Origin of the sequence: Kribbella alba, from assembly GCF_039529635.1 — a bacterium.
GTDB lineage: Bacteria > Actinomycetota > Actinomycetes > Propionibacteriales > Kribbellaceae > Kribbella > Kribbella alba.
The window spans coordinates 677,009-699,245 of record NZ_BAAANE010000007.1; the positions used below are offsets into that span (position 1 = coordinate 677,009).

Consider the following 22,237-nt stretch of genomic DNA (forward strand, 5'->3'; position numbering starts at 1 on the left):
TCCTGGGCGGCGGTTCTAGGAGGTGTGGTGCCATGGCAAAGGACGGCGGACAGCAGCACAAGCAGTCGAAGCGGTCGACGACCGAGGAAGAGGTCACCGAGGCCAAGTCGACCGAGGACGTCGCGGAGCGCAAGGAACGCCTCGACGACGACGTGGACTCGATCCTCGACGAGATCGACGAGGTCCTCGAGGAGAACGCGGAGGAGTTCGTTCGCGGCTTCGTGCAAAAGGGTGGGGAGTGAACCGCTAGATGACATTCGATGCCTCCGGCCGTTTGCCGGAAGCCTTCCTGATCCCAGGTGGCTCGTCCTTCATGGACTTCCTGGCCGGGCACGCGCCCGACCTGTTGCCCGGACGACGCTCCCTGGGCACAGGTGATCTGTCCAAGGACGTTCCGCACGGCACCACGATCGTCGCCGCCACCTTCGGGGGTGGCGTGGTGATGGCCGGCGATCGGCGCGCCACGATGGGCAACATCATCGCCCAGCGTGACATCGAGAAGGTGTTCCCGGCCGACGAGTACTCCTGCGTCGGGATCGCCGGCAGCGCCGGTCTCGCGGTCGAGATGGTGCGGCTGTTCCAGGTGGAGCTGGAGCACTACGAGAAGCTCGAGGGCACCACGCTGAGCCTGGACGGCAAGGCGAACCGGCTCAGCGCGCTGATCCGCGGCAACCTCGCGATGGCGATGCAGGGGCTGGCCGTGGTGCCGTTGTTCGCGGGCTTCGACCAGGACCAGAAGGGCGGCCGAATCTTCTCCTACGACGCCACAGGCGGCCGGTACGAGGAGACCTCCTTCCACAGCGTCGGCTCGGGCTCCCTTTTCGCCCGCGGCGCGCTGAAGAAGCTGTACCGGGAGAACCTGTCCTCGACCGACTGCGTCACGGCAGTCGTCCAGTCGCTGTACGACGCGGCCGACGACGACTCGGCGACCGGTGGGCCAGACCTGGCCCGGCGGATCTTCCCGGTGGTCGGGGTGGTCACCGCGGACGGCTACGAGCGGATGCCCGACGAGCAGGTCGGCGAGATCGTCGACACCATCGTCAGCGCCCGCAGGCAGCGTCCGGACGGCCCTGCCGCATCCCTGACCTGAGCTCCACGAGTCACAGAGGATATAGATGAGCGTTCCGTTCTACGTCTCGCCCGAACAGCTGATGCGGGACCGGGCAGACTTCGCCCGGAAGGGCATCGCGAAGGGTCGCAGCGCGATCGCCCTGCAGTATGCCGACGGCATCCTGTTCGTCGCGGAGAACCGGTCTCCCGCGCTGCACAAGGTGGCCGAGATCTACGACCGGATGGCCTTCGCGGCAGTCGGGCGCTACAACGAGTTCGAGAACCTGCGGATCGCCGGCGTCCGGCTGGCCGACATGCGCGGGTACTCCTACGACCGGCGCGACGTCACCGGCCGGGCGCTGGCGAACGCCTACGCCCAGACGCTCGGCGCGATCTTCTCCTCCGGCGGCGAGAAGCCGCTCGAGGTGGAGATCCTGGTCGCCGAGGTCGGTGCCAGCACCGCCGAGGACCAGATCTACCGGCTCACGTACGACGGCTCGATCGCCGACGTCCGGGGGTACGCCGTGATGGGTGGCCCGGCCGAGCAGGTGGCTGACTACATCGGCGAGCACTACTCCGACGGGATCTCCCTCGCGGGGGCGCTCCGGCTTGCGGTGGACGCTCTCGGCCACGAAGGCACCGAGGTCCGGCAGCTGGAGCCGGACCAGCTCGAGGTCGCCGTACTGGACCGGACCCGTACCCAGGTGCGCAAGTTCAAGCGGATCTCCGACGAGACGCTGGCCCGCATCCTGTCCGAGTCCAGGCCCGACACCTCCCCGTCGGAGCCGACCCCGCACACCGAGACCTCCGAGACGGTCAACGGTGGCACCTACGAGAGCGACCCCTCCTCCGACGGCGCCCCGGTCGCGCCGCGCGAGGACGACGCTCCGATCGCGCCGCCGGAGGACCCGGACACCGACCGCCCACTGTGACCGATACCTCGCCGTCCGCCGCCGGAACTGGTCCCGCGGCGGACGGCGCTGTTTTCCGCCCCGCCGACCCGGAACCATGGGTGCTCCTCGAGGAGAAGCCCGCATACGACGGCTTCCTGGCGGTGAAGCTGCGCAAGTACCGCCTTCCCGACGGCCGGATCGTCGACTGGGATGTCTTCGGTCCGAAGGCGGCGGCCGGAGTGACGGTGCTGCCGCTGACTCCGGCGGGACGGATCGTGACCGTGCGGATGTTTCGGCCCGGCCCGGACGCGGTGGTCACGAATCTGCCCGGCGGATTGGTCGAGCCGGGGGAGGATCCGGCCATGGCGGGCGCCCGGGAGCTGGAGGAGGAGTCCGGCTACACCTGCGAGTCGATCGAGATCGTCGGCTGGTGCTTCGGCGCCGCATCGTCGACCTTCCGGAAGATCATCGCCATTGCGCGCGGTTGCCGCCCCGACGGGCAACAGCAGTTGGACGAGTTCGAGGACTGCGTCCCAGTGGAACTCACCCTCGCCGAGTTCCGCGCCGAACTCCGCACCCCCGGCCGCATGACGGGCACCGACGCCGCCTACCTGGCCCTGGATCACGCCGGCCTCCTCTGAGACCGCGTTGACCGAATTTGGTCGCGGTTGGCGGTTGACGAGCAGCTACGTGCACTGAATGGATGGACCGACCCCGACGAGTCTTTGGTACTGCGACACACCCCAAAACTGCATTTGGAGAGTGCGCCGAAACTGGCGGCTCGGACTGCGGCGTTCTGGCAGGGGCTGGAATGCCGGGGACGCGGCGGCTGGCATCGCCGCTCTGCGACCGTACTTCGAAGCGAACGAGAACGCACCGGCCCGGATTCGTGCCGGAGTGGTCCGCATCGGTGACGGCTTGGTCGACGCCTTCGTCGCTGAGGCCGGCCAGGTGGCGGAGAAGATCCCTGGGCGGGCCAACCGCTAAAGTTGTCGGCGGACCGTGACTGGCGTTCAGGTGGATCACCACCGGGGAACGGTCTGTCGGCAACACCCCGCCGACTACAAGCCGCGCGCCTGGGCACCCGACCCTCTTCCGTCGACGCCCACAGGAGCGCGCCATGACCAACGCCCACATGCCACTTACGTCCGAAGAGGTAGCGGGACGTCCCTCCAGTCCTTCGGACGTAACAGCCGGCCTGATGCGCGGCACCGAGCTCGCCGCGGAGGTGGTGGCGAAGGCGGCCGACAGAGCGCAGGCCTTCCAGCAGAGGACCGGCGTGCAGCCCTGCTTGGCGACTGTGCTGGTCGGGGACGACCCCGCGTCGGCGACGTACGTGAAGATGAAGCAGAACCGGAGCAAGAAGGCGGGTATCGGCTCCGTCAGCGTGGTGCTGCCGGCCGAGACGACCACCGATGAACTCGTGGCACAGCTGGAAAAGCTCTCCGACGACCCGGCCGTGCACGGGATCCTGCTGCAGCACCCGGTGCCGGGCCACATCGACGAGCGCGCGGCATTCGAGGCGATCGACCCCGGTAAAGATGTCGACGGGGTCACCATGCACGCGTTCGCCGCGATGGCCTTCGACGAGCCCGGGTTCCGCTCGTGCACGCCCGGCGGGATCATCCGCCTGCTCGAGGCGTACGACGTACCGCTGGCTGGTGCGCATGCCGTCGTCATCGGCCGCAGCCCGATCCTCGGCAAGCCGGTCGGGATGTTGCTGCTGGCATCGAACGCCACGGTCACCTACACCCACTCGAAGACGCGGGACCTGGCCGACATCGTCAGGACCGCCGACATCGTGGTGGCCGCCGTGGGCCGGGCGAACTTCGTCAAGGGCAGCTGGCTGAAGCCCGGCGCGGTCGTGATCGATGCCGGCTACAACGAAGGCAACGTCGGCGACGTCGACTTCGAGGAGGCGCGGCAGGTGGCGAGCCTGATCACGCCGGTCCCCGGTGGGGTCGGCCCGATGACGATCGCCCTGTTGCTGGAGCAGACGGTCGACGCCGCTGAGCGTCAAAACGAGACGGTTCAGCAAGCGGAGGCGGACCTGACCTAGGGTTGAGGCAGGCAACCAGCGCAGAGCGGCCACGCCGTACGGCTGGGGAGTGGCAGCGAACGAGGAGGCAGGCACTGTGGCGGTACGGGCGATCCGGGGTGCCACCCAGCTGGAGGCGGACGAGCGCGAGCACCTGCTCGAGCGGTCTGCGGAGCTGGTCCGGGCGGTGCTGGAGGCGAACGACCTCGGCGCCGAGGACCTGATCAGCATCCTCTTCACGGTTACGCCGGACCTGCACTCGGAGTTCCCCGCAGTGGCCGGGCGGCAGATCGGGCTGACCGACGTGCCGCTGATGTGCATGCAGGAGATCGACGTGCCGCACGCGCTGCCCCGGGTGGTCCGGATGATGGTGCACGCGGAGTCGCCGCGGTCGCGGGAGAAGATCCAGCACGTCTACCTGCACGGCGCGGTCAGCCTCCGCCCGGATCTGACGGGCGCTCAGTGACCGAGCTCCGTGGCCCGGTGCGGATTGTCGGGACCGGCCTGATCGGTACGTCGATCGGCCTCGCGCTCGGGCGGCTCGGCGTGGTCGTCGAGCTGGTGGACGCCGATCCCGACAACGCGCTGATGGCCGAGCGGATCGGGGCCGGCTCGCGGCTGGTGCAGCTCGAGCCGCAGCTCGTGGTGGTCGCAGTACCGCCTGATCATGTCGGCGCGGTGGTCGCCGAGCAGCTGCGCCAGACGGCGGCGATCGTCACCGATGCCGCCAGCGTGAAGGCGAAGCCGCTGACGGATGCGCGGGCGCTGACCGAGGACCTGTCCAGGTATGTCGGCAGCCACCCGATGGCCGGGTCGGAGCGAAGCGGGCCGTTGGCCGGGCGGGCGGATCTCTTCGACGGTGCGACCTGGGCGATCACCCCGCACGAGAGCAGCGATCCGTCGGCCGTGGAGCTGATCCGCTGCCTGGCCGAGGCATGTGGCGCGCGGACGGTGGAACTTTCCGTAGCGGATCACGACCTGGCCGTGGCCCGGGTCTCGCACCTGCCTCACCTGATGTCGGCGCTCGCGGCCGGGACGCTGGTGGATGCACCCAAGTCGCACCTCGAGCTGTCCGGCCAGGGCGTCCGCGACGTCACCCGGATCGCGGCGGGTGACCCGAGGCTCTGGACCCAGATCGTGTCGGCCAACTCGACCGCGCTGACCGGGCTGCTGGAGCAGATCCGGGGCGAGCTTGACCGCGTGCTCGTTGCCCTCAGCAAGGAGGAGGCCGGCGAGGAGCTGACCTCGATCCTCGGCCAGGGCGTCTCCGGTGCCGTCCGGGTGCCGGGCAAGCACGGCGCCCCGCACATCGACCTCGTCACCGTGCTCGTCACGATCCCCGACCGGCCCGGTCAGCTGGCCCGGCTGTTCGCCGATGCGGCCGCCTCCGGCGCGAACGTCGAGGATCTGCGGATCGACCACAGCCCTGGTCGCCCGGTCGGTGAGGTGGAGCTCGCGGTCAAACCGGCGTCGGTGGATCAGCTGGTGCAGGTACTGACCGAGCGGGGATGGTCCGTCCACCGGTAATCTTCGGGCCATGATCATCGCTGTCGACGGCCCGAGCGGTTCCGGTAAATCCAGCACGGCCCGTGGGGTCGCCACCAGATTGGGACTGCGCTACCTCGACACCGGCGCGATGTACCGCGCCGTCACCTGGTCCGCGCTGGAGCACGGCCTCGACCTCGACGACACCGAGGCGGTCGCCGAGCGGGCCCGCCAGGTGGAACTCTCAATCAGCACCGACGCGCAGCACGCCCGGTTCACTGCCGACGGCACAGACGTGACGGAGGCCATCCGCGATCCGCGGATCAGCGCCAGCGTGAGCAAGATCGCCACCAACCTGGCTGTCCGCGAGGAGCTGATCCGACGGCAGCGAGCGATCATCGACGAGGCCGTCGACGACACGGGCGGCATCGTGGTCGAGGGCCGGGACATCGCCACCGTGGTCGCTACCCACGCCGAGCTGAAGGTCCTGCTGACTGCCGACCAGGACGCCCGGATGGAGCGCCGGAAGGCCGAACTGGCCGAGGGCGCCGTGACCGCCGAGCAGTTGCGTGACCAGATCGTCCGCCGTGACGCCGACGACGCCACAGTCTCGGAGTTCCAGGTGGCCTCCGACGGCGCGGTCACCGTCGACTCCACCCATCTCTCGCTCGAGGAGGTCATCGATGTGATCAGCCGACTCGCCAAAGAGGCCGAGGCCGCCCCTCGCGACCGGGAGTCATGACCGCCGAGCTGACGAGGCACCTGGACCTGCCCCGGACCGACGACCTCCCCTCGCTGCCGTGGCGGCTCGCGCTGCCGATGCGCTGGATCGCCACCCCGTACTTCCGCCGCCGCTACGACCTGACCGTGTACAACGAGGACCGGTTCCCGCGGACCGGTCCCGTGCTGCTGGCGCCGAACCACCTCGGCCTGCTCGACGGACCCCTGCTGGGCGCGATCGCGCCGAGGATGCTGCACCAGCTCGGCAAGGTCGAGGCGTTCACCGGGCTTCAGGGCAGGGCCCTGCGGTGGATCGGGCAGATTCCCGTCGACCGTTCGACGTACGACCCGCTCGCGGTCCGGAGAGCGATCCAGGTACTTCGCGACGGCCGCGTGCTGAGCCTCTACGCGGAGGGGACCCGGGGGCCGGGTGACTTCCGCCGGGTGCGGACCGGGATCGGTTACCTGGCCGCGGTGACGGGGGCGCCGATCCTGCCGGTGGCGCTGCTCGGGACCCGGCTGGCGGGCGGCAATGTGGAGCATTTTCCGCCGCGGGGGACCCGGGTGGACGTGGTGTATGGCGAACCCTTCACCGTGGAGCGCGTACCCTTTCCCCGGAGGCACTCCGACGTACGCGCGATTGCCGACCAGATCGGCGAGGTGCTGCGGGCTCATGTCCGCGCGTCGGTCGAAGCCACCGGCAACCCGCTTCCGGGCGTGCCAGACGAGAAGGATCCTGATGAGTGACCTGCCCACCGGCTACGAGTTTGCCGAGCCGACCCACGAGCGCGAGGACACTGGCCCGCTGCCGGTGCTCGCCATCGTAGGCCGTCCGAACGTCGGCAAGTCGACGCTGGTGAACCGGATCATCGGCCGGCGCGAAGCCGTCGTCGAGGACACCCCGGGGGTCACCCGCGACCGGGTGTCGTACGACGCCAACTGGGCCGGCCGCGGGTTCACCGTGGTCGACACCGGCGGCTGGGACCCCGACGCGGTCGGCATGGCCGCGCTGGTAGCCGCCCAGGCCGAGGTGGCGATCAACGCTGCTGACGCCGTGCTGTTCGTGGTCGACGCGACCGTCGGGATCACCGACGCCGACGAGGCCGTAGTACGGGTGCTCCGCAAGTCGGGCAAGCCCGTCGTGCTGGCCGCGAACAAGGTGGACGACCAGCGGGTCGAGTCGGAGGCGATGAACCTCTGGAGCCTCGGCATCGGCGAGCCGTTCCCGATCTCCGCGATGCACGGACGCGGCACCGGCGACATGCTGGACGCGGTGCTCGCCGCCCTCCCCGAAGCACCGCCCGAGCGCGACGCCGAGACCGGGGGACCGCGGCGCGTCGCGATCGTCGGCAAGCCGAACGTGGGCAAGTCCTCGCTGCTGAACAAGGTGGCCAAGGAGGACCGCGTCGTCGTCAGCGAGGTCTCCGGCACGACGGTCGACCCGGTGGACGAACTGATCGTCCTGGGCGGCAAGCAGTGGCGGTTCATCGACACCGCCGGCATCCGCCGCAAGGTGAAGAACGTCCAGGGGCACGAATACTACGCCAGCCTCCGCACCAACAGCGCGATCGAGCGCGCCGAGGTGGTCGTGGTGGTGATCGACGCGTCGGAGCCGATGACCGAGCAGGATCTGCGGATCATGAACACGGTCGAGGAAGCCGGCAAGGCGCTGGTGATCGCGTACAACAAGTGGGACATGGTCGACGAGGACCGGCGCTACTACCTGGAGCGCGAGATCGACCGCGACCTGGTCCAGTTCCGCTGGGCGCCGCGGGTGAACATCAGCGCGCTGACCGGCCGGCACATGGAGAAGCTCGTGCCCGCCATCGAGGCCGCGCTGGACGGCTGGCAGACCCGCGTCCCGACGGGCCAGCTGAACGCGTTCCTCGGCCGGCTGGTCGCGGCGCACCCGCACCCGGTGCGCAGCGGCAAGCAGCCGAAGATCCTGTTCGGCACCCAGGCCACGACGATGCCGCCGACCTTCGCGATCTTCACCTCCGGCCAGTTCGAGCCGTCGTACCAGCGGTTCATCGAGCGCCGGCTGCGCGAGGACTTCGGCTTCGTCGGCAGCCCGGTGCACGTCCAGATCCGGGCCCGGCAGAAGAAAACCAAACGCTGAGAAACCTGGTGAGAACCACCCCATCGGATGGGGTAAGGTTTACCCGCTCGCTCCTTCGGGGGCCTGCGTTCGGGCTGTGGCCTAGTTGGTAAGGCGCTAGTCTGGGGGACTAGAGATCGCGAGTTCAAGTCTCGCCAGCCCGACACCCAAGAGGGGCACCGATACCCATCGGTGCCCCTCTTTCTCGTTGTACGTCGACGCCTTCGCAACTCCTGCCCCCACCTGCGCGTGCCTAGGGGGCACCTCCGTCGCCAGTCCCCGCCTGCCCTGGCCTGCGGGAGCTCCGTCGCTGCTGCCGGCGGCGGATTGACCGGCCAGCGTCAACGCCACGCCCGTCATCCCGCGGGAACCGGTAGGCCCCGGACCGCCAACACTCACCAAGCTCAGCTCGAACGGCGCACCCACGCTCGAGCCCGACCAGGGCAGAGAGCGCAACTGATCTTGGTGAGTGTTGGCGGTCCGGGCGGCTTCCCCGACTTCGGGTGAGGCGAGGGGGTTACCCACTCATCTTGTGGGTTGCCCCATCGGAATATCGGGCCAACCCACAAGATGAGTGGGCAACCCCAGCCGCGGGCCGCAGCACGCGCCGGATGGGTGGCTGGGCTGGAGACGGCAGGGCCTTGATTGCGCTGTAATGATGTAATCAGGAGGCGGCAAGATGGCAGAAGACGACGTACTGGATGCGTACTCCCGGGTAGTCTCGGGTGTCGCGGAACATCTCATCCCGCGGGTGGCGAGCCTGCGGGTCCAAGGCCGGCGAGGCGACTCGTCCGGATCTGCCGTCGTGCTGACTGACGACGGTCATCTGCTCACCAACGCGCACGTGGTCGGCGACGGGATCAGCGCCACCGCGGAGTTCGCCGACGGGACTGCTGCGCAGGCGCGGGTGGTCGGCGTGGACCGGCTGTCCGACCTGGCCGTACTGCGGGCCGACCGGGCGATCCCGGACCCGCCGGAGTACGGCGACGCGGATCTGCTGAAGGTCGGGAACCTGGTGGTTGCCGTGGGCAACCCCCTGGGACTTGCGGGGAGCGTCACGGCCGGCGTGGTGAGCGCTCTCGGGCGTTCCCTGCCGGTCCGGGCGGGGTCCGCGAACAGGATCATCGAGGACGTGATCCAGACCGACGCGGCCCTGAATCCGGGCAACTCCGGCGGAGCGCTTGCCGATGGCAACGGTCGGGTGATCGGCATCAACACGGCGGTCGCCGGGATCGGGCTCGGCTTGGCCGTCCCGATGAACTCGACAAGCCGCCGGATCATCTACTCCCTGCTGCACGACGGTCTGGTCCGTCGCGCGTATCTCGGACTGGTCACCACGCCGGCACCGCTGCGCCCGCAGTTGGTCGAGCGCTTCGGTCAACGGACTGCTTTGCGCGTGGTCGAGGTCCTCCCAGGCAGCCCGGCCGCGGAAGCCGGCCTACGCCAGGGCGATCTGGTGCTCGCCGTGGACGGCACCCCACTGCGGGACGCCCAATCCCTCCAGCGCCAACTCTTCGCCGAAGCGATCGGCCGCCGCACCGAGATCACCGCCGTCCGCAACGGCGCCATGGTCGACGTCGTCGCCGAACCAGCCGAGCTGACAGACAGATAGCGAACGGCCCCGCCGCCTCACGAGTTCGCCTGCGCTCAAGAGGTCGTGGGGCACCTGAGCGTCAAGAGGTCGTGGGGCACGAGCCCACCACGATCCAGACCTTTGAGATCCCGGACATCACCTTCTGACTCCCTAGGATCGACCGGAGCCGATGAGGGGCGGGTCACCTTGATGTTGCCCGCGAGTTGCTGGAGGCATCGAACAGGTCACCGCGGCACGCGCCCGACTCTGAGGGCGCTAGGCGAGTGGGCCGCCGCGGAGGGGGTGGCCGTCGACTGCGCGGTGTTCGTTGTCTCGGAGTCGGGGCTCGTAGTGGGCGAAGAAGATCTTGCCCACCAGGTCGCGGCGGCTGCGAACGCCGGTCTTGTCGAACACGCTCTTGAGGTGCTGTTGCACAGTATGAGCCGAGACGAAGAGTCGCTCGGCGATGTCAGTGGTCGAGTTGCCCTGGAGGACCAGCCGGGTGACCTCCTGCTCTCGATCAGTCAGCCCGTAGGCCGCCATCAGCAGCGGAGCGATGCGTGAAGGATGGGCAGGCTCGACGATGACGGCGACCCGGCGGGAGCTCGAGGAGATCAGCGAGGTCCCGTGCAGCACGACCCAGCGGCCCGTGCGCGACATGACCCGCGAGACCGCGACTTCGCCTGCCGCGTCCGGGTACGTTGCCGTTCTCAGAGCCCGGCCGGCGACCGCGAGCACTGATGAGGGCAACCGGCCCGTGGCCCAGTCGCCATCCGGCAACTCGGAGAGCCACTGCTCGACGCCAGGCGTCGCGGACTCGATCTGCCAGTCTTCGGTGACAACGATCAGGCCGGGCGCGTCCGCACCTTCCGGGTCGGTCGCTTCACCGAGGAGCAACGAGTTGCGGGCACCTTCCGCGAGGACAGGCGCGATCGCGTGGACGAAGTCCAGCTCGTCGGCATCAAACATCGGCTGCCCCGGCTCGCGGTAAAGGCCCAGCGCACCCCACACCTCGCCGCTCTTGGTCCGCAGGCACGCGATCAGCTCCTGGTCCCCACCGAGCGTCATGTTCTCGTGCCATCGAGGACTGCTGGCCGGGTCGCCACCCGTGGCTTCGTGCAACGTGGAGATGCCCTGCTCGGATCGGGCGACGTCGGCGAGGTTGTTGACGTCGTCCTGGTAGTACTCCTGCGCCAGCCATTCGGGCGGGAGGAGCGGCAACTGGTCGTTGAAATGGCTGGTGACCAGCAAGGAGGCCGGGTCCAGCGTGTACCAGCAGGGCGCCCAGTAGTACGGGACGGCGCCGGCGATGGCCTCGGACGCCTCCCGCCAAAGGGTCGGGAGATCGAGGCCCTGGCGCGTCAGCGTCGCGATCCTGTCCCTCGCCCCCCGCTTTGCATACCCGCTCACGTCACCACCGTACGGCCGCCGGCGTCGTTTGCAGATACCACATTTGTGGAATGTGCCGCGGTCGCTCCCGGTCGTAGCTTCAGTCGTGTCAACACAATCGAGGAGGCACGATGAACCAGCAGATCAAAGCCGCCATCAGCGTACGAGTCGTTGGCCCGACCGACGGCGAGACCATGACAGATCCACAGGGCCGGACCGACCGGTATCTGATCGACACGGCGGATACCGGTGGTGGGTTCTCGCTGGTGGAGCACACCCTGGCGCCCCACGTGCTGGCGGCTCCGCTGCATCTGCACACGCGGGAGGACGAGTACAGCTTCGTCCTCGAAGGCCGATTGGGGGCGCTACTCGGCGATGACGAGGTCTTCGCGGATGCCGGCACCCTGGTCTTCAAGCCGCGTGGCCAGTGGCACACGTTCTGGAATGCCGGTGACCAGCCGGTCCGCCTGCTCGAGATCATCTCGCCCGGCGGCTTGGAGCAATTGTTCCGCAAGCTCGGCGAGCCCGGCGGTGAGTACGACCCCGGGACGCTACCGGCGCTGGCGGCAAGCTACGGCTGTGAGGTCGACTTCGAGCGGACGATGCCGATCGTCGAGCGCCACGGCCTGGCGTTCTAGGCGTCATCGTGGCCGGCGCGCGAACCCCGGAGGAGCTCGAGACGATGCTCGAAGACGCGTTCGTCGTCCATGATCACGAGCTGCTCGAGCAACTCTTCGAGCCGGAAGCCGTGCTCCACACGAAGGGATCGCAGGCCTGCGGTCGAGCTGAGATCAAGCGCTTCGTCACCCGGCTGTGGGACCACCAGGGCACCTACCTCGCCGATCCAGGAACAGTCCTTCAGGCGCAGGGCACTGCCCTGATGGTCAGCGGTCGAGCCATCAACGTCGTACGCCGGGGCGAGAACGGGACGTGGCGCTACGCCATCGTGTTCCTCACCTTGAACAGCGGCCGGTAGAGGCTCACCAGCCGCGGGCGCGCCACTCGGGCAGGCTGGCGCGCTCGGCGCCGAGGGTGGTGTCGGCGCCGTGGCCGGGGTAGACCCAGGTCTCGTCGGGGAGCCGGTCGAACAGCTTGGTCTCGACGTCATGGATCAGCGACTCGAAGTTCTTCTTGTTGCCGCGGGTGTTGCCGACGCCACCGGGGAACAGCGAGTCTCCGGTGAACAGATGCGGCGCGCCGGTCGGGTCGTCGTACAGCAGGGCGATCGAGCCAGGGGTGTGGCCGACCAGCTGGATCACCTCCAGGCTGAGCTCGCCGAGCTGGATCCGGTCGCCGTCGCCCACGGGTTCGTCGGTCGGCACCGGGATGCCGTCGGCGTCGTCGCGGCCGGCCACCGTGATGGCGCCGGTCCTGGCGACGATCTCGGCGAGGGCCTGCCAGTGGTCGCCGTGCTGGTGGGTGGTGATGACCCGGGTGATGCCGCCGGAGCCGATCACCGTGAGCAGGGTGTCCGCCTCGTTCGCGGCGTCGATCAGCACCTGCTCGTCGGTCTGCCGGTTGCGCAGCAAGTACGCGTTGTTGTCCATCGGGCCCACGGCGACCTTGGTGATCATCAGCTTGGCGAGTTCGTGCGTCTGCACGGCCCCGCCGACGCGGACCTTGCCGTCATACTCCGTCATGCGCTCTCCCATGTCCCTCGCCTTTTCAGCCCCACACCGGCACGTCTGGCAACGCGCTGTCCGACGTGAGCGTGCTTCCGTCGCTGCGGCCGAGCACCCAGCTCAGAAGAGCCGCCGTGCCGCCAGTGACGATCCTTGCACCAGCCGGGCGCACAGGCGACGCCCACTCGCCCTCCGAGCTCTTCAGTACTACGGCAGTGTCGTCCGGCCACCTGGTGGTCACATACGTCAACAGCGCCTCGCGGAGCTCCGGCGGCACATCGTCGAAGGTGTACCCGAGGCCCAGATCGACGTGGTGCACCTCCAGCTCGTTCAACCGGGCCACCACGATCTGGTCCGCAGTACGAGTCATTCCGCTCGGCCACACCACCTCCGCGCGCCACGCATCGGCCGGCAGATCCTCGAACCGCTCCAGCAGCCGCGCCTCCGCTGCCACGAGATCCTCGACCTGTACTGCGAGGTTCCGCGCGGCGCCCGCCTCGATATCGGCCTCGCGGGCCTCCTTCGACGCGTACATCGGCTTGCGGACTCCGGTGAGAGCCCAGTCACACAGATTCACCAGAGCGTCGGCGTTCCGGGCGAGGTGGCTCAGCACGTGTCCCACCGTCCAGCCGGGCAGCAGGGAGGACCGCAGTACGTCGGCGTCCGTCAGCGGAGTCAGCGTGTCGAGCAGTCTCCGATTAGCGGACGGTAACTCCGCGACCAGCAGCGTCGTTGCGTCGGGTGCGACCATGGGCTGAGACTATCGAATATGCTTTCGAAGAGGCTGCCAGATCCGTCGGAGGACGGCCCCGGGTCCCCGGGCCGGACCTCGGCGGAAGTTTTTGTCGGAAGCCCTCGTTAGCATGATCGGGCATGTCCCCTGAGCGTGTCCGGAAGCCCCGTGGTGGGCACCCGGACGGCCACGAAACCCTCGAGAACGGCTGAGAGTGAGCTTGTGTCTGATCGTCTGATCGTGCGTGGAGCGCGTGAGCACAACCTGAAGGACGTCTCGCTCGACCTGCCACGCGACGCCATGATCGTCTTCACCGGGCTGTCCGGGTCCGGCAAGTCCAGCCTGGCCTTCGACACGATCTTCGCCGAGGGCCAGCGGCGCTACGTCGAGTCGCTGTCGGCGTATGCCCGCCAGTTCCTCGGTCAAATGGACAAACCGGACGTCGACTTCATCGAGGGTCTGTCCCCGGCCGTGTCGATCGACCAGAAGTCCACCTCGCGGAACCCGCGCTCCACCGTCGGCACCATCACCGAGGTCTACGACTACCTCCGGCTGCTGTTCGCGCGCGCCGGCCGGCCGCACTGTCCCGAGTGCGGCGAGCCGATCAGCCGGCAGACCCCGCAGCAGATCGTCGACCGGGTGCTGGAGCTGGACGAGGGCATCCGGTTCCAGGTGCTCGCGCCGGTGATCCGCGGCCGCAAGGGGGAGTACCTCGACCTCTTCCGGCAGCTGACCGGTCAGGGCTTCTCGCGCGCCCGCGTGGACGGCGAGACGATCCAGCTGACCGAGCCGCCGAAGCTGGACAAGCAGAAGAAGCACACCATCGACGTGGTGGTCGACCGGCTCGCGGTGAAGGGTTCCGCGAAACAGCGGCTGACCGACTCGGTCGAGACCGCGCTCGGCTTGGCCGGTGGCATCCTGACGCTGGACTTCGTCGACCTGCCGGAGGACGACCCGCACCGCGAGCGCCGGTTCTCCGAGAAGCTCGCCTGCCCGAACGACCACCCGCTGGCGATCGACGAGCTCGAGCCGCGCTCGTTCTCGTTCAACTCGCCGTACGGCGCCTGCCCGGTCTGCTCGGGGCTCGGCACCCGGATGGAGGTCGACCCGGAGCTGCTGGTCCCCGACCCGTCGAAGTCCCTCGACGAGGGCGCGATCCAGCCATGGTCGGGGGCGAACGTCTCGCAGTACTTCGAGCGGCTGCTCGGCGCGCTGGCCAAGGATCTGAAGATCAAGACGAGCACGCCGTTCGGGGAGCTCCCGGCGAAGGCGAAGAAGTCCCTGCTCACCGGGCACGACCGGCAGGTCCACGTCTCGTACAAGAACCGCTACGGCCGCGAGCGCTCGTACTACACCACCTTCGAAGGCGTCATCCCGTACGTCGAGCGCCGACACGCGGAATCGTCCAGCGACACGAGCCGGGAGCGGTTCGAGGGCTACATGCGCGAGGTCCCCTGCCTGGCCTGCAACGGCGCCCGGCTGAAGCCGATCTCGCTGGCGGTCACGCTCGGCGGCAAGAACATCGCCGAGATCAGCGCGATGTCGATCGACGAGGTGCATGGCTTCCTCGCCGACATGGAGCTCTCGCCGCGGGAGAAGCAGATCGCGGAGAGAGTGGTCAAGGAGATCGGCGAGCGGCTGCGGTTCCTGCTCGACGTGGGCCTGGACTACCTGGCCCTGAACCGCCCGGCCGGCTCGTTGTCCGGCGGCGAGGCGCAGCGGATCCGGCTGGCGACGCAGATCGGCTCCGGCCTGGTCGGCGTGCTCTACGTACTGGACGAGCCGTCCATCGGGCTGCACCAGCGCGACAACCGACGGCTGATCGACACCCTCGTCCGGCTGAAGGACCTCGGCAACACGCTGATCGTGGTCGAGCACGACGAGGACACCATCGACCACGCCGACTGGGTGGTCGACATCGGCCCGGGTGCTGGTGAGCACGGCGGCCAGGTCGTCGTGTCCGGTACGGTCGAGGACCTGCGCAACCACCCGGACTCCATCACCGGTGCGTATATCTCGGGTCGCAGGGAGATCCCGATCCCGCCGGTGCGCCGGCCGCTGACCGAGGGCCGCGAGCTCACTGTGTACGGCGCGCGCGAGCACAACCTGCAGGACATCGATGTGACGATCCCGCTCGGGGTCTTCGTCGCCGTCACCGGCGTGTCCGGCTCGGGCAAGTCGACGCTGGTGAACGACATCCTCTACACCTCGCTGGCGAGGCAGATCTACGGTGCCAGGACGATTCCCGGCCGGCACACGAAGATCAGCGGCATGGAGCTCGTGGACAAGGTGATCCACGTCGACCAGTCGCCGATCGGCCGGACGCCGAGGTCCAACCCGGCGACGTACACCGGGGTCTGGGACCACGTCCGCAGGCTGTTCGCGGAGACGCCGGAGGCGAAGGTCCGCGGCTACCAGCAGGGTCGGTTCTCGTTCAACGTCAAGGGCGGTCGCTGCGAGGCGTGCTCCGGCGACGGCACGCTGAAGATCGAGATGAACTTCCTGCCGGACGTCTACGTCCCGTGCGAGGTCTGCCACGGCGCCCGGTACAACCGCGAGACGCTCGAGGTCCACTACAAGGGCAAGACGGTCGCGGACATCCTGGACATGCCGATCGAGGAGGCTGCGGAGTTCTTCGCCGCGATCCCCGCGATCTCGCGCCACCTGACCACACTGAACGAGGTGGGTCTGGGGTATGTGCGGCTGGGTCAGCCGGCACCGACGCTGTCCGGTGGTGAGGCTCAGCGGGTGAAGCTGGCGTCGGAGTTGCAGAAGCGGTCGACCGGCCGCACGGTCTACGTGCTGGACGAGCCGACCACCGGTCTGCACTTCGAGGACATCCGCAAGCTGCTCGGCGTGCTCGGCAGCCTGGTGGACAAGGGCAACTCGGTGTTGGTGATCGAGCACAACCTCGACGTCATCAAGACCGCGGACTGGATTATCGACCTCGGTCCGGACGGCGGTCGCCGCGGCGGCACGCTGGTCGCGGAGGGCACCCCGGAGGAGGTCGCGACGAACCCGGGCTCCTACACAGGCGAGTTCCTCGCGGAGATCCTGCAGGGCCGGGCGGCCAAGCCCAGCGCGAAGAAGCTGGCGGCCGCTGCGAAGTCCGGCGCCACCACGACGAAGAAGGTCGCCGCCAAGAAGGTCGCTGCCAAGAAGGCCACCGCCACGACGGCGACCGGCGCGAAGACCGCGGCCGAGACGAAGACCGCCCCCGCGGGAAAGACCGCGTTGAAGAAGGCTGCTGCCAAGAAGGCACCGGCCAAGAAGGTCGCCGCGAAGCGAGCTGCGAGCTAGCACCACGGCCACCTCGATCACCGCGACGACGCCCGGCGCAGCAGGCCTGCCCGGGCGTCGGCCGTTTGTTGCCCAGCGATTCGTTGTCTATTGCAACGACTTTGACTCCGCCTCCAGACAAGCACGCCCGGATGTGCCAGAACTGCTGGCATCGCGGCCGTGATGGTGGTAGAGGTGACTAGCCGTAGTGAATCCGGATGATCCCGCCATCAGTTGAACCAGTCGGGCTGCTGCTCCGTGTATCGAAGACACCGGTCCTTTGCCGATTTGGGCAGATCGGCTAGAACAGTAAGTAGAGCGTTCAACTATTTTGTCAGCGTCCTGGAAGGAATTCGATCGATGACCAACGACATGACTGATCGGCGCGCAGTTCTTCGCGGTGCGGCCGTGGCCGGTCTCGCGGGGGTCAGCGTGCCGCTGATCGCTGCTTGCAGCAGCAACGACAGCAGCAGCACGCCGACCAGCTCGGCCCCGACGTCCGCTCCGTCCTCGGCTCCGTCATCGAGCGCACCCGCCGGGGGCGGGGTGCTCGGCCCGGCGGCGGACGTTCCGGTCGGCGGCGGTGCGGTGTTCAAAGACGCGAAGGTCGTCGTCACGCAACCGGCGGCCGGTCAGTACAAGGGGTTCACCGCGGTCTGCACGCACATGGGCTGCATCGTCGCTACAGTCGCGAACAACACGATCGACTGCCCGTGCCACGGCAGCAAGTACAGCGTGACTGACGGCAGCGTGGTGAACGGCCCGGCGACGAAGCCGCTCGCACCAGTCCCGGTCAGCATGAAGGACGGCAACATCGTCTCGGCCTGAACCGGCCTGAACAAGCGGGAAGCAGGCAGTAGAAAGCCCCAGCCAAGCACGGACCGGGCAGCGAAAGGTCTGACCGAGCGGTGAGCGGGCAGCGAGAGATCTGACCGAGCGGTGAGCGGGTAGCAGGAAGGCCCGGCCAGGTGGCCGGGCCTTCCTCGCTTGCGTCGGTTCGGGTCAGTGCTGCGCGCTCGCTGGGTCCACCGCGCCGACGTAGAGCAGCTTGTTCGGTGAGCCCGTGCCGGGATCGCCGACCTTGTCCGGAGTCGCCGCACCGGTCAGTGCCGTGGCGACGTCGGCCGGCTTGGCGTCCGGGTGCGCGCTCAGGTAGAGGGCGATGCCACCCGCCACGTGCGGGGTCGCCATCGACGTACCGCTCATCTTCACCGTCGCGTCGGGACCGGTGATGCCGACCGACTCGACATCGACGCCCGGTGCGAAGACGTCGACGCACCTGCCGAAGTTGGAGAAGGTGGCCCTGGCATCCTGATCGTCGGTCGCGCCGACGGTGATCGCGGACGGCTCGTCGGCCGGCGAGCTCGTGCAGGCGTCGGAACTTTCGTTGCCTGCCGCAACGGCATAGCTGACGCCGGAGCCGACGGAGGCCTTCACCGCCGCATCGAGGGCCTGATCGACGCCACCGCCGAGGCTCATATTGGCGACGGCCGGCTTCTTGGCGTTGGCCGTCACCCATTCGATGCCGGCCACGACACTCTCGGTCGTGCCGCCGCCCTTGCAGTCGAGCACCCGGACGCCGACGATTTTCGCGCCCTTGGCGAGCCCGAAGTTCGTGCCGGCGATGGTGCCGGCGACGTGGCTGCCGTGGCCCATGCAGTCGACGCCGTTCTGGCCGTCGCCGACCGTGTCGGTGCCCACGGATGCCCGGCCGCCGAAGTCCTTGTGGTCGGCATAGATACCCGTGTCGATCACATACACGTTGACGTTGTCCGCTGTCGCGGACGGCTCGAACTTGTTGTCCAGGGGCAGGGCCCGCTGGTCGGTGCGGTCCAGACCCCACGGCGGGTTGTCCTGGTTCGCGGTGATCTTCTGGTTCTGCTGCACGAACGCGACCCGCGAGTCACCGGCCATCTTCTTGGCCTGCTCCTCGGTCATGCTCGCGGAGAATCCCTTGATGGAAGCGCTGAACTGCCGCCGCACCTTGACGTCGTACGACGTCGCGAGGCTCTGGTTGGTGGCCCTGGTCGACGCGGGGGACCGGTTGCCCGCCAGCACGACGACATAGCTGCCCGGGATCGCCGTGGGACTGCCGGCGCCGCGGACGGAGACGTCGGCCGTCCGCGGCGAGGCCTCGCCGGCCTCGCTGGCATGGCCGGGCGCCGCGGTGGCGGCCAGTCCTGAGACGGCCAGCGTGGCAGCCGCTGCCGCGCCGAGCACGGTCCGTACTCCGCGCGGTGTGGCGAATGGGTTCATGGGCGGAACTCCCTCGAGTCAGCGCAAGGCCCGGTTGCCTCACGCAGGTCGTGCACGACCACCCTGAGTGACAAGCTACGGATCCGGCCCATCCCAATCTGGGGTCAAACCGGCGATATGGGGCGAGTCGCAACGCGACCTTTGCGGGATCGCAAGGTGCGTCCGGGGTTGTCGGCGGGGCGAACTAGGGTGGATCTGTGGCTGATCCCTCCTCCTACCGCCCGGCTCCGGGCTCGATTCCCGATTCGCCCGGGGTGTACCGCTTCAGCGATGCCGCCGGGCGGGTGATCTACGTCGGCAAGGCGAAGAACCTGCGGGCCCGGCTGTCGTCGTACTTCCAGGACCTGGTCAATCTGCACCCGCGCACGCAGTCGATGGTGACCACCGCGGCGAAGGTCGACTGGACCGTGGTGGCCAACGAGGTGGAGTCGCTGCAACTGGAGTACTCCTGGATCAAGGAGTACGACCCGCGCTTCAACGTGAAGTACCGCGACGACAAGTCGTACCCGTGGCTCGCGATCACCCTGAACGAGGAGTACCCGCGGGTGATGGTCGGCCGCGGCCCGAAGAAGAAGGGCGTCCGGTACTTCGGGCCCTACAGCCACGCCTGGGCGATCCGGGAGACCGTCGACCTGCTGCTGCGGGTGTTCCCGATGCGCTCGTGCAGCAAGGGCGTCTTCAACCGGCACCGCCAGATCGGCCGGCCCTGCCTGCTGGGCTACATCGGCAAGTGTTCCGCGCCCTGCACCGGTCAGGTGAGCCAGGACGAGCACCTCAAGATCGTGGAGGACTTCTCGGCGTTCCTGTCCGGCCAGACCACGACGTACGTGCGCCGGCTGGAGAAGGAGATGAAGGCCGCCGCGGCCGAGCTCGAGTACGAACGGGCAGCCAAGATCCGCGACGACCTGGCCGCGCTGGAGAAGGCGCTCGCCAAGAACGCGGTGGTCCTCGGCGATGGCACGGACACCGACGTGATCGCGCTGTCAGAGGATCCGCTCGAGGTCGCAGTACAGATCTTCTACGTCCGTGGCGGCCGGATCCGTGGTCAGCGGGGCTGGATCGCTGACAAGGCAGACGGGACGGCGACGACCGCGGACCTCGTCGAGAGGTTCATCCAGCAGACGTATGCGGGGGAGTCCGGCGACACGATCCCGCGGGAGATCCTGGTGCCGACCCTGCCGGAGGACCAGGAGGCTCTGACCGAGTGGCTTTCCGAGCTGCGCGGTTCGCGGGTCTCGATCCGGGTCCCGCAGCGCGGTGACAAGAAGGGCCTGATGGAGACCGTCGAGCGGAACGCGCTGCAGACGCTGACCATGCACAAAACCAAGCGGGCCAGCGATCTGACCACCCGAAACCAGGCGCTCGAGGAGATCCAGGCGGCCCTGGACCTGCCCGAGGCGCCGCTGCGGCTCGAGTGCTACGACGTGTCGAACCTGCAAGGCACCGAGGTGGTCGCGTCGATGGTGGTCTTCGAGGACGGCCTGCCGCGCAAGAGCGAGTACAGGCGGTTCGTGATCAAGGGCGTCGAGGGGCAGAACGACGTCGCCTCGATCGCCGAGGTGCTGACCCGGCGGTTCAAGCGGCTGCTCGATGAGCGCGGTACGAGTGTCGAGAGCGACGAGGACCCGACTGCCGGCCTGATCGACCCCGAGACCGGCCGGGCGAAGAAGTTCGCCTACACGCCGGGCCTGGTGGTCGTCGACGGTGGTCCGCCGCAGGTGGCCGCCGCGCGGCAGGCGATGGACGAGCTCGGCCTCGGCGACATCCCGGTCGTCGGTCTGGCCAAGCGACTGGAGGAGGTCTGGCTCCCTGACGACGAGGACCCCGTCATCTTCTCCCGTACTTCGGAGGGGCTCTACCTGCTGCAGCGCCTGCGCGACGAGGCACACCGGTTCGCCATCACGCACCACCGGAGCAGACGGTCCAAGTCGATGGTGGAGAGCGTGCTCGACGAGGTCCCCGGTCTAGGCGAGGTCCGCCGGAAGACCCTGCTGCGGCACTTCGGTTCGCTGAAGAAGTTGCGTCACGCCTCGGTGGACGAAGTCGCCGAACTGCCCGGTTTCGGACGTCGTACGGCGGAGTCCGTGGTCCTGGCGGTGAACTCAGCGGCAACTAAGGCCGACACAGGTCGCGCACCGGCCGTCAACACCGCCACCGGCGAGATACTGGACGATGACGCGCCGGTCGGCGTGCCGGACGGGGACCCAACGGGGAGATCTGAGAACTGATGGACGAGTCGAGCGGCAACCTCATCATCGTGTCGGGCATGTCCGGCGCGGGACGAAGTTCGGTCGCGGACGTGCTGGAGGACCTCGGCTGGTTCGTGGTCGACAACCTGCCGCCGATGTTCCTCACCACCATCGTGGAGCAGGTGGTAGGCACCGGCGCATCTCCGCGGCTGGCGGTGGTGGTCGACGTACGGACCGGGATGTTCTTCGACGAGCTCGGGTCGGCGCTGGAGGACCTGCGGGCCAAGGGATACCGCCCGCTCACGTTGTTCCTGGAGGCTTCGGACGACGTCATCGTGCGGCGGCAGGAGAGTGTGCGCAGACCGCATCCGTTGCAGGGCGAGGGCCGGCTGCTGACCGGGATCGAGCGCGAGCGTGAACTGCTCGGCGACATCCGGGCCGGCGCCGACCTGGTGATCGACACCTCGAACCTGAACATCCACCAGCTCGCCGCGAGGATCGTGAACGCCTTCGGCGACGAGGAGAACGTCGAGCTGCGGGCGACCGTGGTGTCGTTCGGCTTCAAGTACGGCATCCCCGTGGACGCGGACGTGGTGGCGGACATGCGCTTCGTGCCGAACCCGTACTGGCAGCCCGATCTGCGGCCGATGACCGGCCAGGACAAACCTGTGTCAGACTTCGTGCTCGGTCATCCGCTGGCCCAGCAGTTCCTGCAGAACTATGTGGACGTGCTGGACACGGTGCGGACCGGCTATCTGAACGAGGGCAAGCGGTTCGTCACGGTCGCGATCGGCTGCACCGGTGGGAAGCACCGGAGCGTCGCGATGGCCGAGGAGATCGCCAAACGGCTGCGCGAGAAGGGTTCACCGACGTTGGTCGTGCACAGGGACCTGGGGCGGGAGTGACCGCCTA

Annotated in this window: 22 protein-coding genes, 1 tRNA gene and 1 riboswitch; of the genes, 19 read left to right on the top strand and 4 right to left on the bottom strand. The window is 68.4% G+C overall.

All coding sequences use genetic code 11. From position 1 onward, the window contains the following. Positions 1-32 precede the first annotated feature (32 nt). The 13 genes from ABD210_RS21060 to ABD210_RS21120 all read left to right on the top strand — a co-directional run bounded on the left by ABD210_RS21060 (position 33) and on the right by ABD210_RS21120 (position 9,896). Positions 33-242 carry a ubiquitin-like protein Pup gene (locus tag ABD210_RS21060; RefSeq protein WP_344113559.1) on the top strand — a complete coding sequence of 70 codons (210 nt, stop codon included), beginning with the start codon at positions 33-35 and terminating at the stop codon, positions 240-242. Between the two features lie 8 nt (positions 243-250). Beyond that, a complete protein-coding gene (prcB, locus tag ABD210_RS21065) occupies positions 251-1,090 on the top strand; it encodes a proteasome subunit beta (RefSeq protein WP_344113560.1) in 840 nt (279 codons plus the stop codon). A 25-nt stretch (positions 1,091-1,115) separates the two neighbouring features. Continuing rightward, complete coding sequence (gene prcA / locus ABD210_RS21070) at positions 1,116-1,982, top strand: proteasome subunit alpha (protein ID WP_344113561.1); 867 nt, start codon at positions 1,116-1,118, stop codon at positions 1,980-1,982. Next, entirely contained in the window at positions 1,979-2,584 is a 606-nt protein-coding gene (locus ABD210_RS21075; protein ID WP_344113563.1) for an NUDIX hydrolase, read from the top strand. The genes prcA and ABD210_RS21075 overlap by 4 nt, the downstream gene beginning before the upstream one ends. Before the next feature lie 121 nt (positions 2,585-2,705). Next, positions 2,706-2,930, top strand: coding sequence for a hypothetical protein (locus ABD210_RS21080; RefSeq protein ID WP_344113564.1), 225 nt, complete (start codon positions 2,706-2,708; stop codon positions 2,928-2,930). 5 nt (positions 2,931-2,935) lie between these two features. Continuing rightward, positions 2,936-3,032: riboswitch (ZMP/ZTP riboswitch) on the top strand. Positions 3,033-3,063: 31 nt separating this feature from the next. After that, the gene (locus ABD210_RS21085) at positions 3,064-4,002 is read left to right on the top strand and encodes a bifunctional 5,10-methylenetetrahydrofolate dehydrogenase/5,10-methenyltetrahydrofolate cyclohydrolase (RefSeq protein ID WP_344113566.1); all 939 of its coding nucleotides are present in this window, start codon (positions 3,064-3,066) and stop codon (positions 4,000-4,002) included. 49 nt (positions 4,003-4,051) lie between these two features. Next, positions 4,052-4,447 (top strand): chorismate mutase, encoded by a 396-nt coding sequence (gene aroH / locus ABD210_RS21090; protein WP_344113567.1) that lies wholly within the window; start codon positions 4,052-4,054, stop codon positions 4,445-4,447. Next, positions 4,444-5,508: a prephenate dehydrogenase gene (locus tag ABD210_RS21095; protein WP_344113568.1), complete on the top strand. Its 1,065-nt coding sequence runs from the start codon at positions 4,444-4,446 to the stop codon at positions 5,506-5,508. The genes aroH and ABD210_RS21095 overlap by 4 nt, the downstream gene beginning before the upstream one ends. Before the next feature lie 10 nt (positions 5,509-5,518). Next, positions 5,519-6,208 (top strand): (d)CMP kinase, encoded by a 690-nt coding sequence (gene cmk, locus ABD210_RS21100; protein ID WP_344113570.1) that lies wholly within the window; start codon positions 5,519-5,521, stop codon positions 6,206-6,208. Further along, positions 6,205-6,933, top strand: a complete 729-nt coding sequence (locus ABD210_RS21105; protein WP_344113572.1) for a lysophospholipid acyltransferase family protein — start codon at positions 6,205-6,207, stop codon at positions 6,931-6,933. Before cmk ends, ABD210_RS21105 begins: the two co-directional genes overlap by 4 nt. Beyond that, positions 6,926-8,305, top strand: a complete 1,380-nt coding sequence (gene der, locus ABD210_RS21110; RefSeq protein WP_344113574.1) for a ribosome biogenesis GTPase Der — start codon at positions 6,926-6,928, stop codon at positions 8,303-8,305. The genes ABD210_RS21105 and der overlap by 8 nt, the downstream gene beginning before the upstream one ends. Before the next feature lie 70 nt (positions 8,306-8,375). After that, positions 8,376-8,448, top strand: a tRNA-Pro gene (locus ABD210_RS21115). A gap of 515 nt (positions 8,449-8,963) precedes the next feature. Then, a complete protein-coding gene (locus ABD210_RS21120; RefSeq protein ID WP_344113576.1) occupies positions 8,964-9,896 on the top strand; it encodes a S1C family serine protease in 933 nt (310 codons plus the stop codon). A 237-nt stretch (positions 9,897-10,133) separates the two neighbouring features. On the opposite strand, the gene ABD210_RS21125 is transcribed toward ABD210_RS21120, so the two are convergent. Continuing rightward, positions 10,134-11,267: a helix-turn-helix transcriptional regulator gene (locus ABD210_RS21125; protein WP_344113577.1), complete on the bottom strand. Its 1,134-nt coding sequence runs from the start codon at positions 11,265-11,267 to the stop codon at positions 10,134-10,136. Positions 11,268-11,377: 110 nt separating this feature from the next. On the opposite strand from ABD210_RS21125, the gene ABD210_RS21130 reads away from it, so the two are divergent. Then, the gene (locus ABD210_RS21130) at positions 11,378-11,884 is read left to right on the top strand and encodes a cupin domain-containing protein (RefSeq protein ID WP_344113578.1); all 507 of its coding nucleotides are present in this window, start codon (positions 11,378-11,380) and stop codon (positions 11,882-11,884) included. A gap of 8 nt (positions 11,885-11,892) precedes the next feature. Then, entirely contained in the window at positions 11,893-12,222 is a 330-nt protein-coding gene (locus ABD210_RS21135; RefSeq protein ID WP_344113579.1) for a YybH family protein, read from the top strand. Positions 12,223-12,226: 4 nt separating this feature from the next. On the opposite strand, the gene ABD210_RS21140 is transcribed toward ABD210_RS21135, so the two are convergent. Together ABD210_RS21140 and ABD210_RS21145 are read right to left on the bottom strand one after the other, a co-directional pair. After that, positions 12,227-12,886 (bottom strand): MBL fold metallo-hydrolase, encoded by a 660-nt coding sequence (locus ABD210_RS21140; RefSeq protein WP_344113581.1) that lies wholly within the window; start codon positions 12,884-12,886, stop codon positions 12,227-12,229. Between the two features lie 25 nt (positions 12,887-12,911). Further along, positions 12,912-13,619, bottom strand: coding sequence for a maleylpyruvate isomerase family mycothiol-dependent enzyme (locus ABD210_RS21145; RefSeq protein WP_344113583.1), 708 nt, complete (start codon positions 13,617-13,619; stop codon positions 12,912-12,914). 204 nt (positions 13,620-13,823) lie between these two features. On the opposite strand from ABD210_RS21145, the gene uvrA reads away from it, so the two are divergent. Further along, entirely contained in the window at positions 13,824-16,901 is a 3,078-nt protein-coding gene (uvrA, locus tag ABD210_RS21150; protein ID WP_344113584.1) for an excinuclease ABC subunit UvrA, read from the top strand. Positions 16,902-17,240: 339 nt separating this feature from the next. Beyond that, a complete protein-coding gene (locus ABD210_RS21155; RefSeq protein ID WP_344113586.1) occupies positions 17,241-17,708 on the top strand; it encodes a Rieske (2Fe-2S) protein in 468 nt (155 codons plus the stop codon). A gap of 174 nt (positions 17,709-17,882) precedes the next feature. Here the strand turns inward: ABD210_RS21155 and ABD210_RS21160 are convergent, their stop codons facing one another. Continuing rightward, positions 17,883-19,136 carry a S8 family peptidase gene (locus ABD210_RS21160; RefSeq protein ID WP_344113587.1) on the bottom strand — a complete coding sequence of 418 codons (1,254 nt, stop codon included), beginning with the start codon at positions 19,134-19,136 and terminating at the stop codon, positions 17,883-17,885. Positions 19,137-19,333: 197 nt separating this feature from the next. Here ABD210_RS21160 and uvrC point away from each other — a divergent pair, with 197 nt between their 5' ends. Together uvrC and rapZ are read left to right on the top strand one after the other, a co-directional pair. Continuing rightward, positions 19,334-21,364, top strand: a complete 2,031-nt coding sequence (uvrC, locus tag ABD210_RS21165) for an excinuclease ABC subunit UvrC (protein ID WP_344113588.1) — start codon at positions 19,334-19,336, stop codon at positions 21,362-21,364. Then, positions 21,364-22,230, top strand: coding sequence for an RNase adapter RapZ (rapZ, locus tag ABD210_RS21170; protein WP_344113589.1), 867 nt, complete (start codon positions 21,364-21,366; stop codon positions 22,228-22,230). Before uvrC ends, rapZ begins: the two co-directional genes overlap by 1 nt. The last annotated feature ends 7 nt before the right edge of the window (positions 22,231-22,237 follow it).

Excerpts from the sequence above, each read along its gene's own strand:
- ABD210_RS21060 (WP_344113559.1), top strand. The coding sequence starts at position 33 with ATGGCAAAGGACGGCGGACAGCAGCACAAGCAGTCGAAGCGGTCGACG.
- prcB (WP_344113560.1), top strand. The coding sequence starts at position 251 with ATGACATTCGATGCCTCCGGCCGTTTGCCGGAAGCCTTCCTGATCCCA.
- prcA (WP_344113561.1), top strand. The coding sequence starts at position 1,116 with ATGAGCGTTCCGTTCTACGTCTCGCCCGAACAGCTGATGCGGGACCGG.
- ABD210_RS21085 (WP_344113566.1), top strand. The coding sequence starts at position 3,064 with ATGACCAACGCCCACATGCCACTTACGTCCGAAGAGGTAGCGGGACGT.
- cmk (WP_344113570.1), top strand. The coding sequence starts at position 5,519 with ATGATCATCGCTGTCGACGGCCCGAGCGGTTCCGGTAAATCCAGCACG.
- ABD210_RS21105 (WP_344113572.1), top strand. The coding sequence starts at position 6,205 with ATGACCGCCGAGCTGACGAGGCACCTGGACCTGCCCCGGACCGACGAC.
- der (WP_344113574.1), top strand. The coding sequence starts at position 6,926 with ATGAGTGACCTGCCCACCGGCTACGAGTTTGCCGAGCCGACCCACGAG.
- ABD210_RS21120 (WP_344113576.1), top strand. The coding sequence starts at position 8,964 with ATGGCAGAAGACGACGTACTGGATGCGTACTCCCGGGTAGTCTCGGGT.
- ABD210_RS21130 (WP_344113578.1), top strand. The coding sequence starts at position 11,378 with ATGAACCAGCAGATCAAAGCCGCCATCAGCGTACGAGTCGTTGGCCCG.
- ABD210_RS21140 (WP_344113581.1), bottom strand. The coding sequence starts at position 12,886 with ATGACGGAGTATGACGGCAAGGTCCGCGTCGGCGGGGCCGTGCAGACG.
- ABD210_RS21145 (WP_344113583.1), bottom strand. The coding sequence starts at position 13,619 with ATGGTCGCACCCGACGCAACGACGCTGCTGGTCGCGGAGTTACCGTCC.
- ABD210_RS21155 (WP_344113586.1), top strand. The coding sequence starts at position 17,241 with ATGACCAACGACATGACTGATCGGCGCGCAGTTCTTCGCGGTGCGGCC.
- ABD210_RS21160 (WP_344113587.1), bottom strand. The coding sequence starts at position 19,136 with ATGAACCCATTCGCCACACCGCGCGGAGTACGGACCGTGCTCGGCGCG.
- rapZ (WP_344113589.1), top strand. The coding sequence starts at position 21,364 with ATGGACGAGTCGAGCGGCAACCTCATCATCGTGTCGGGCATGTCCGGC.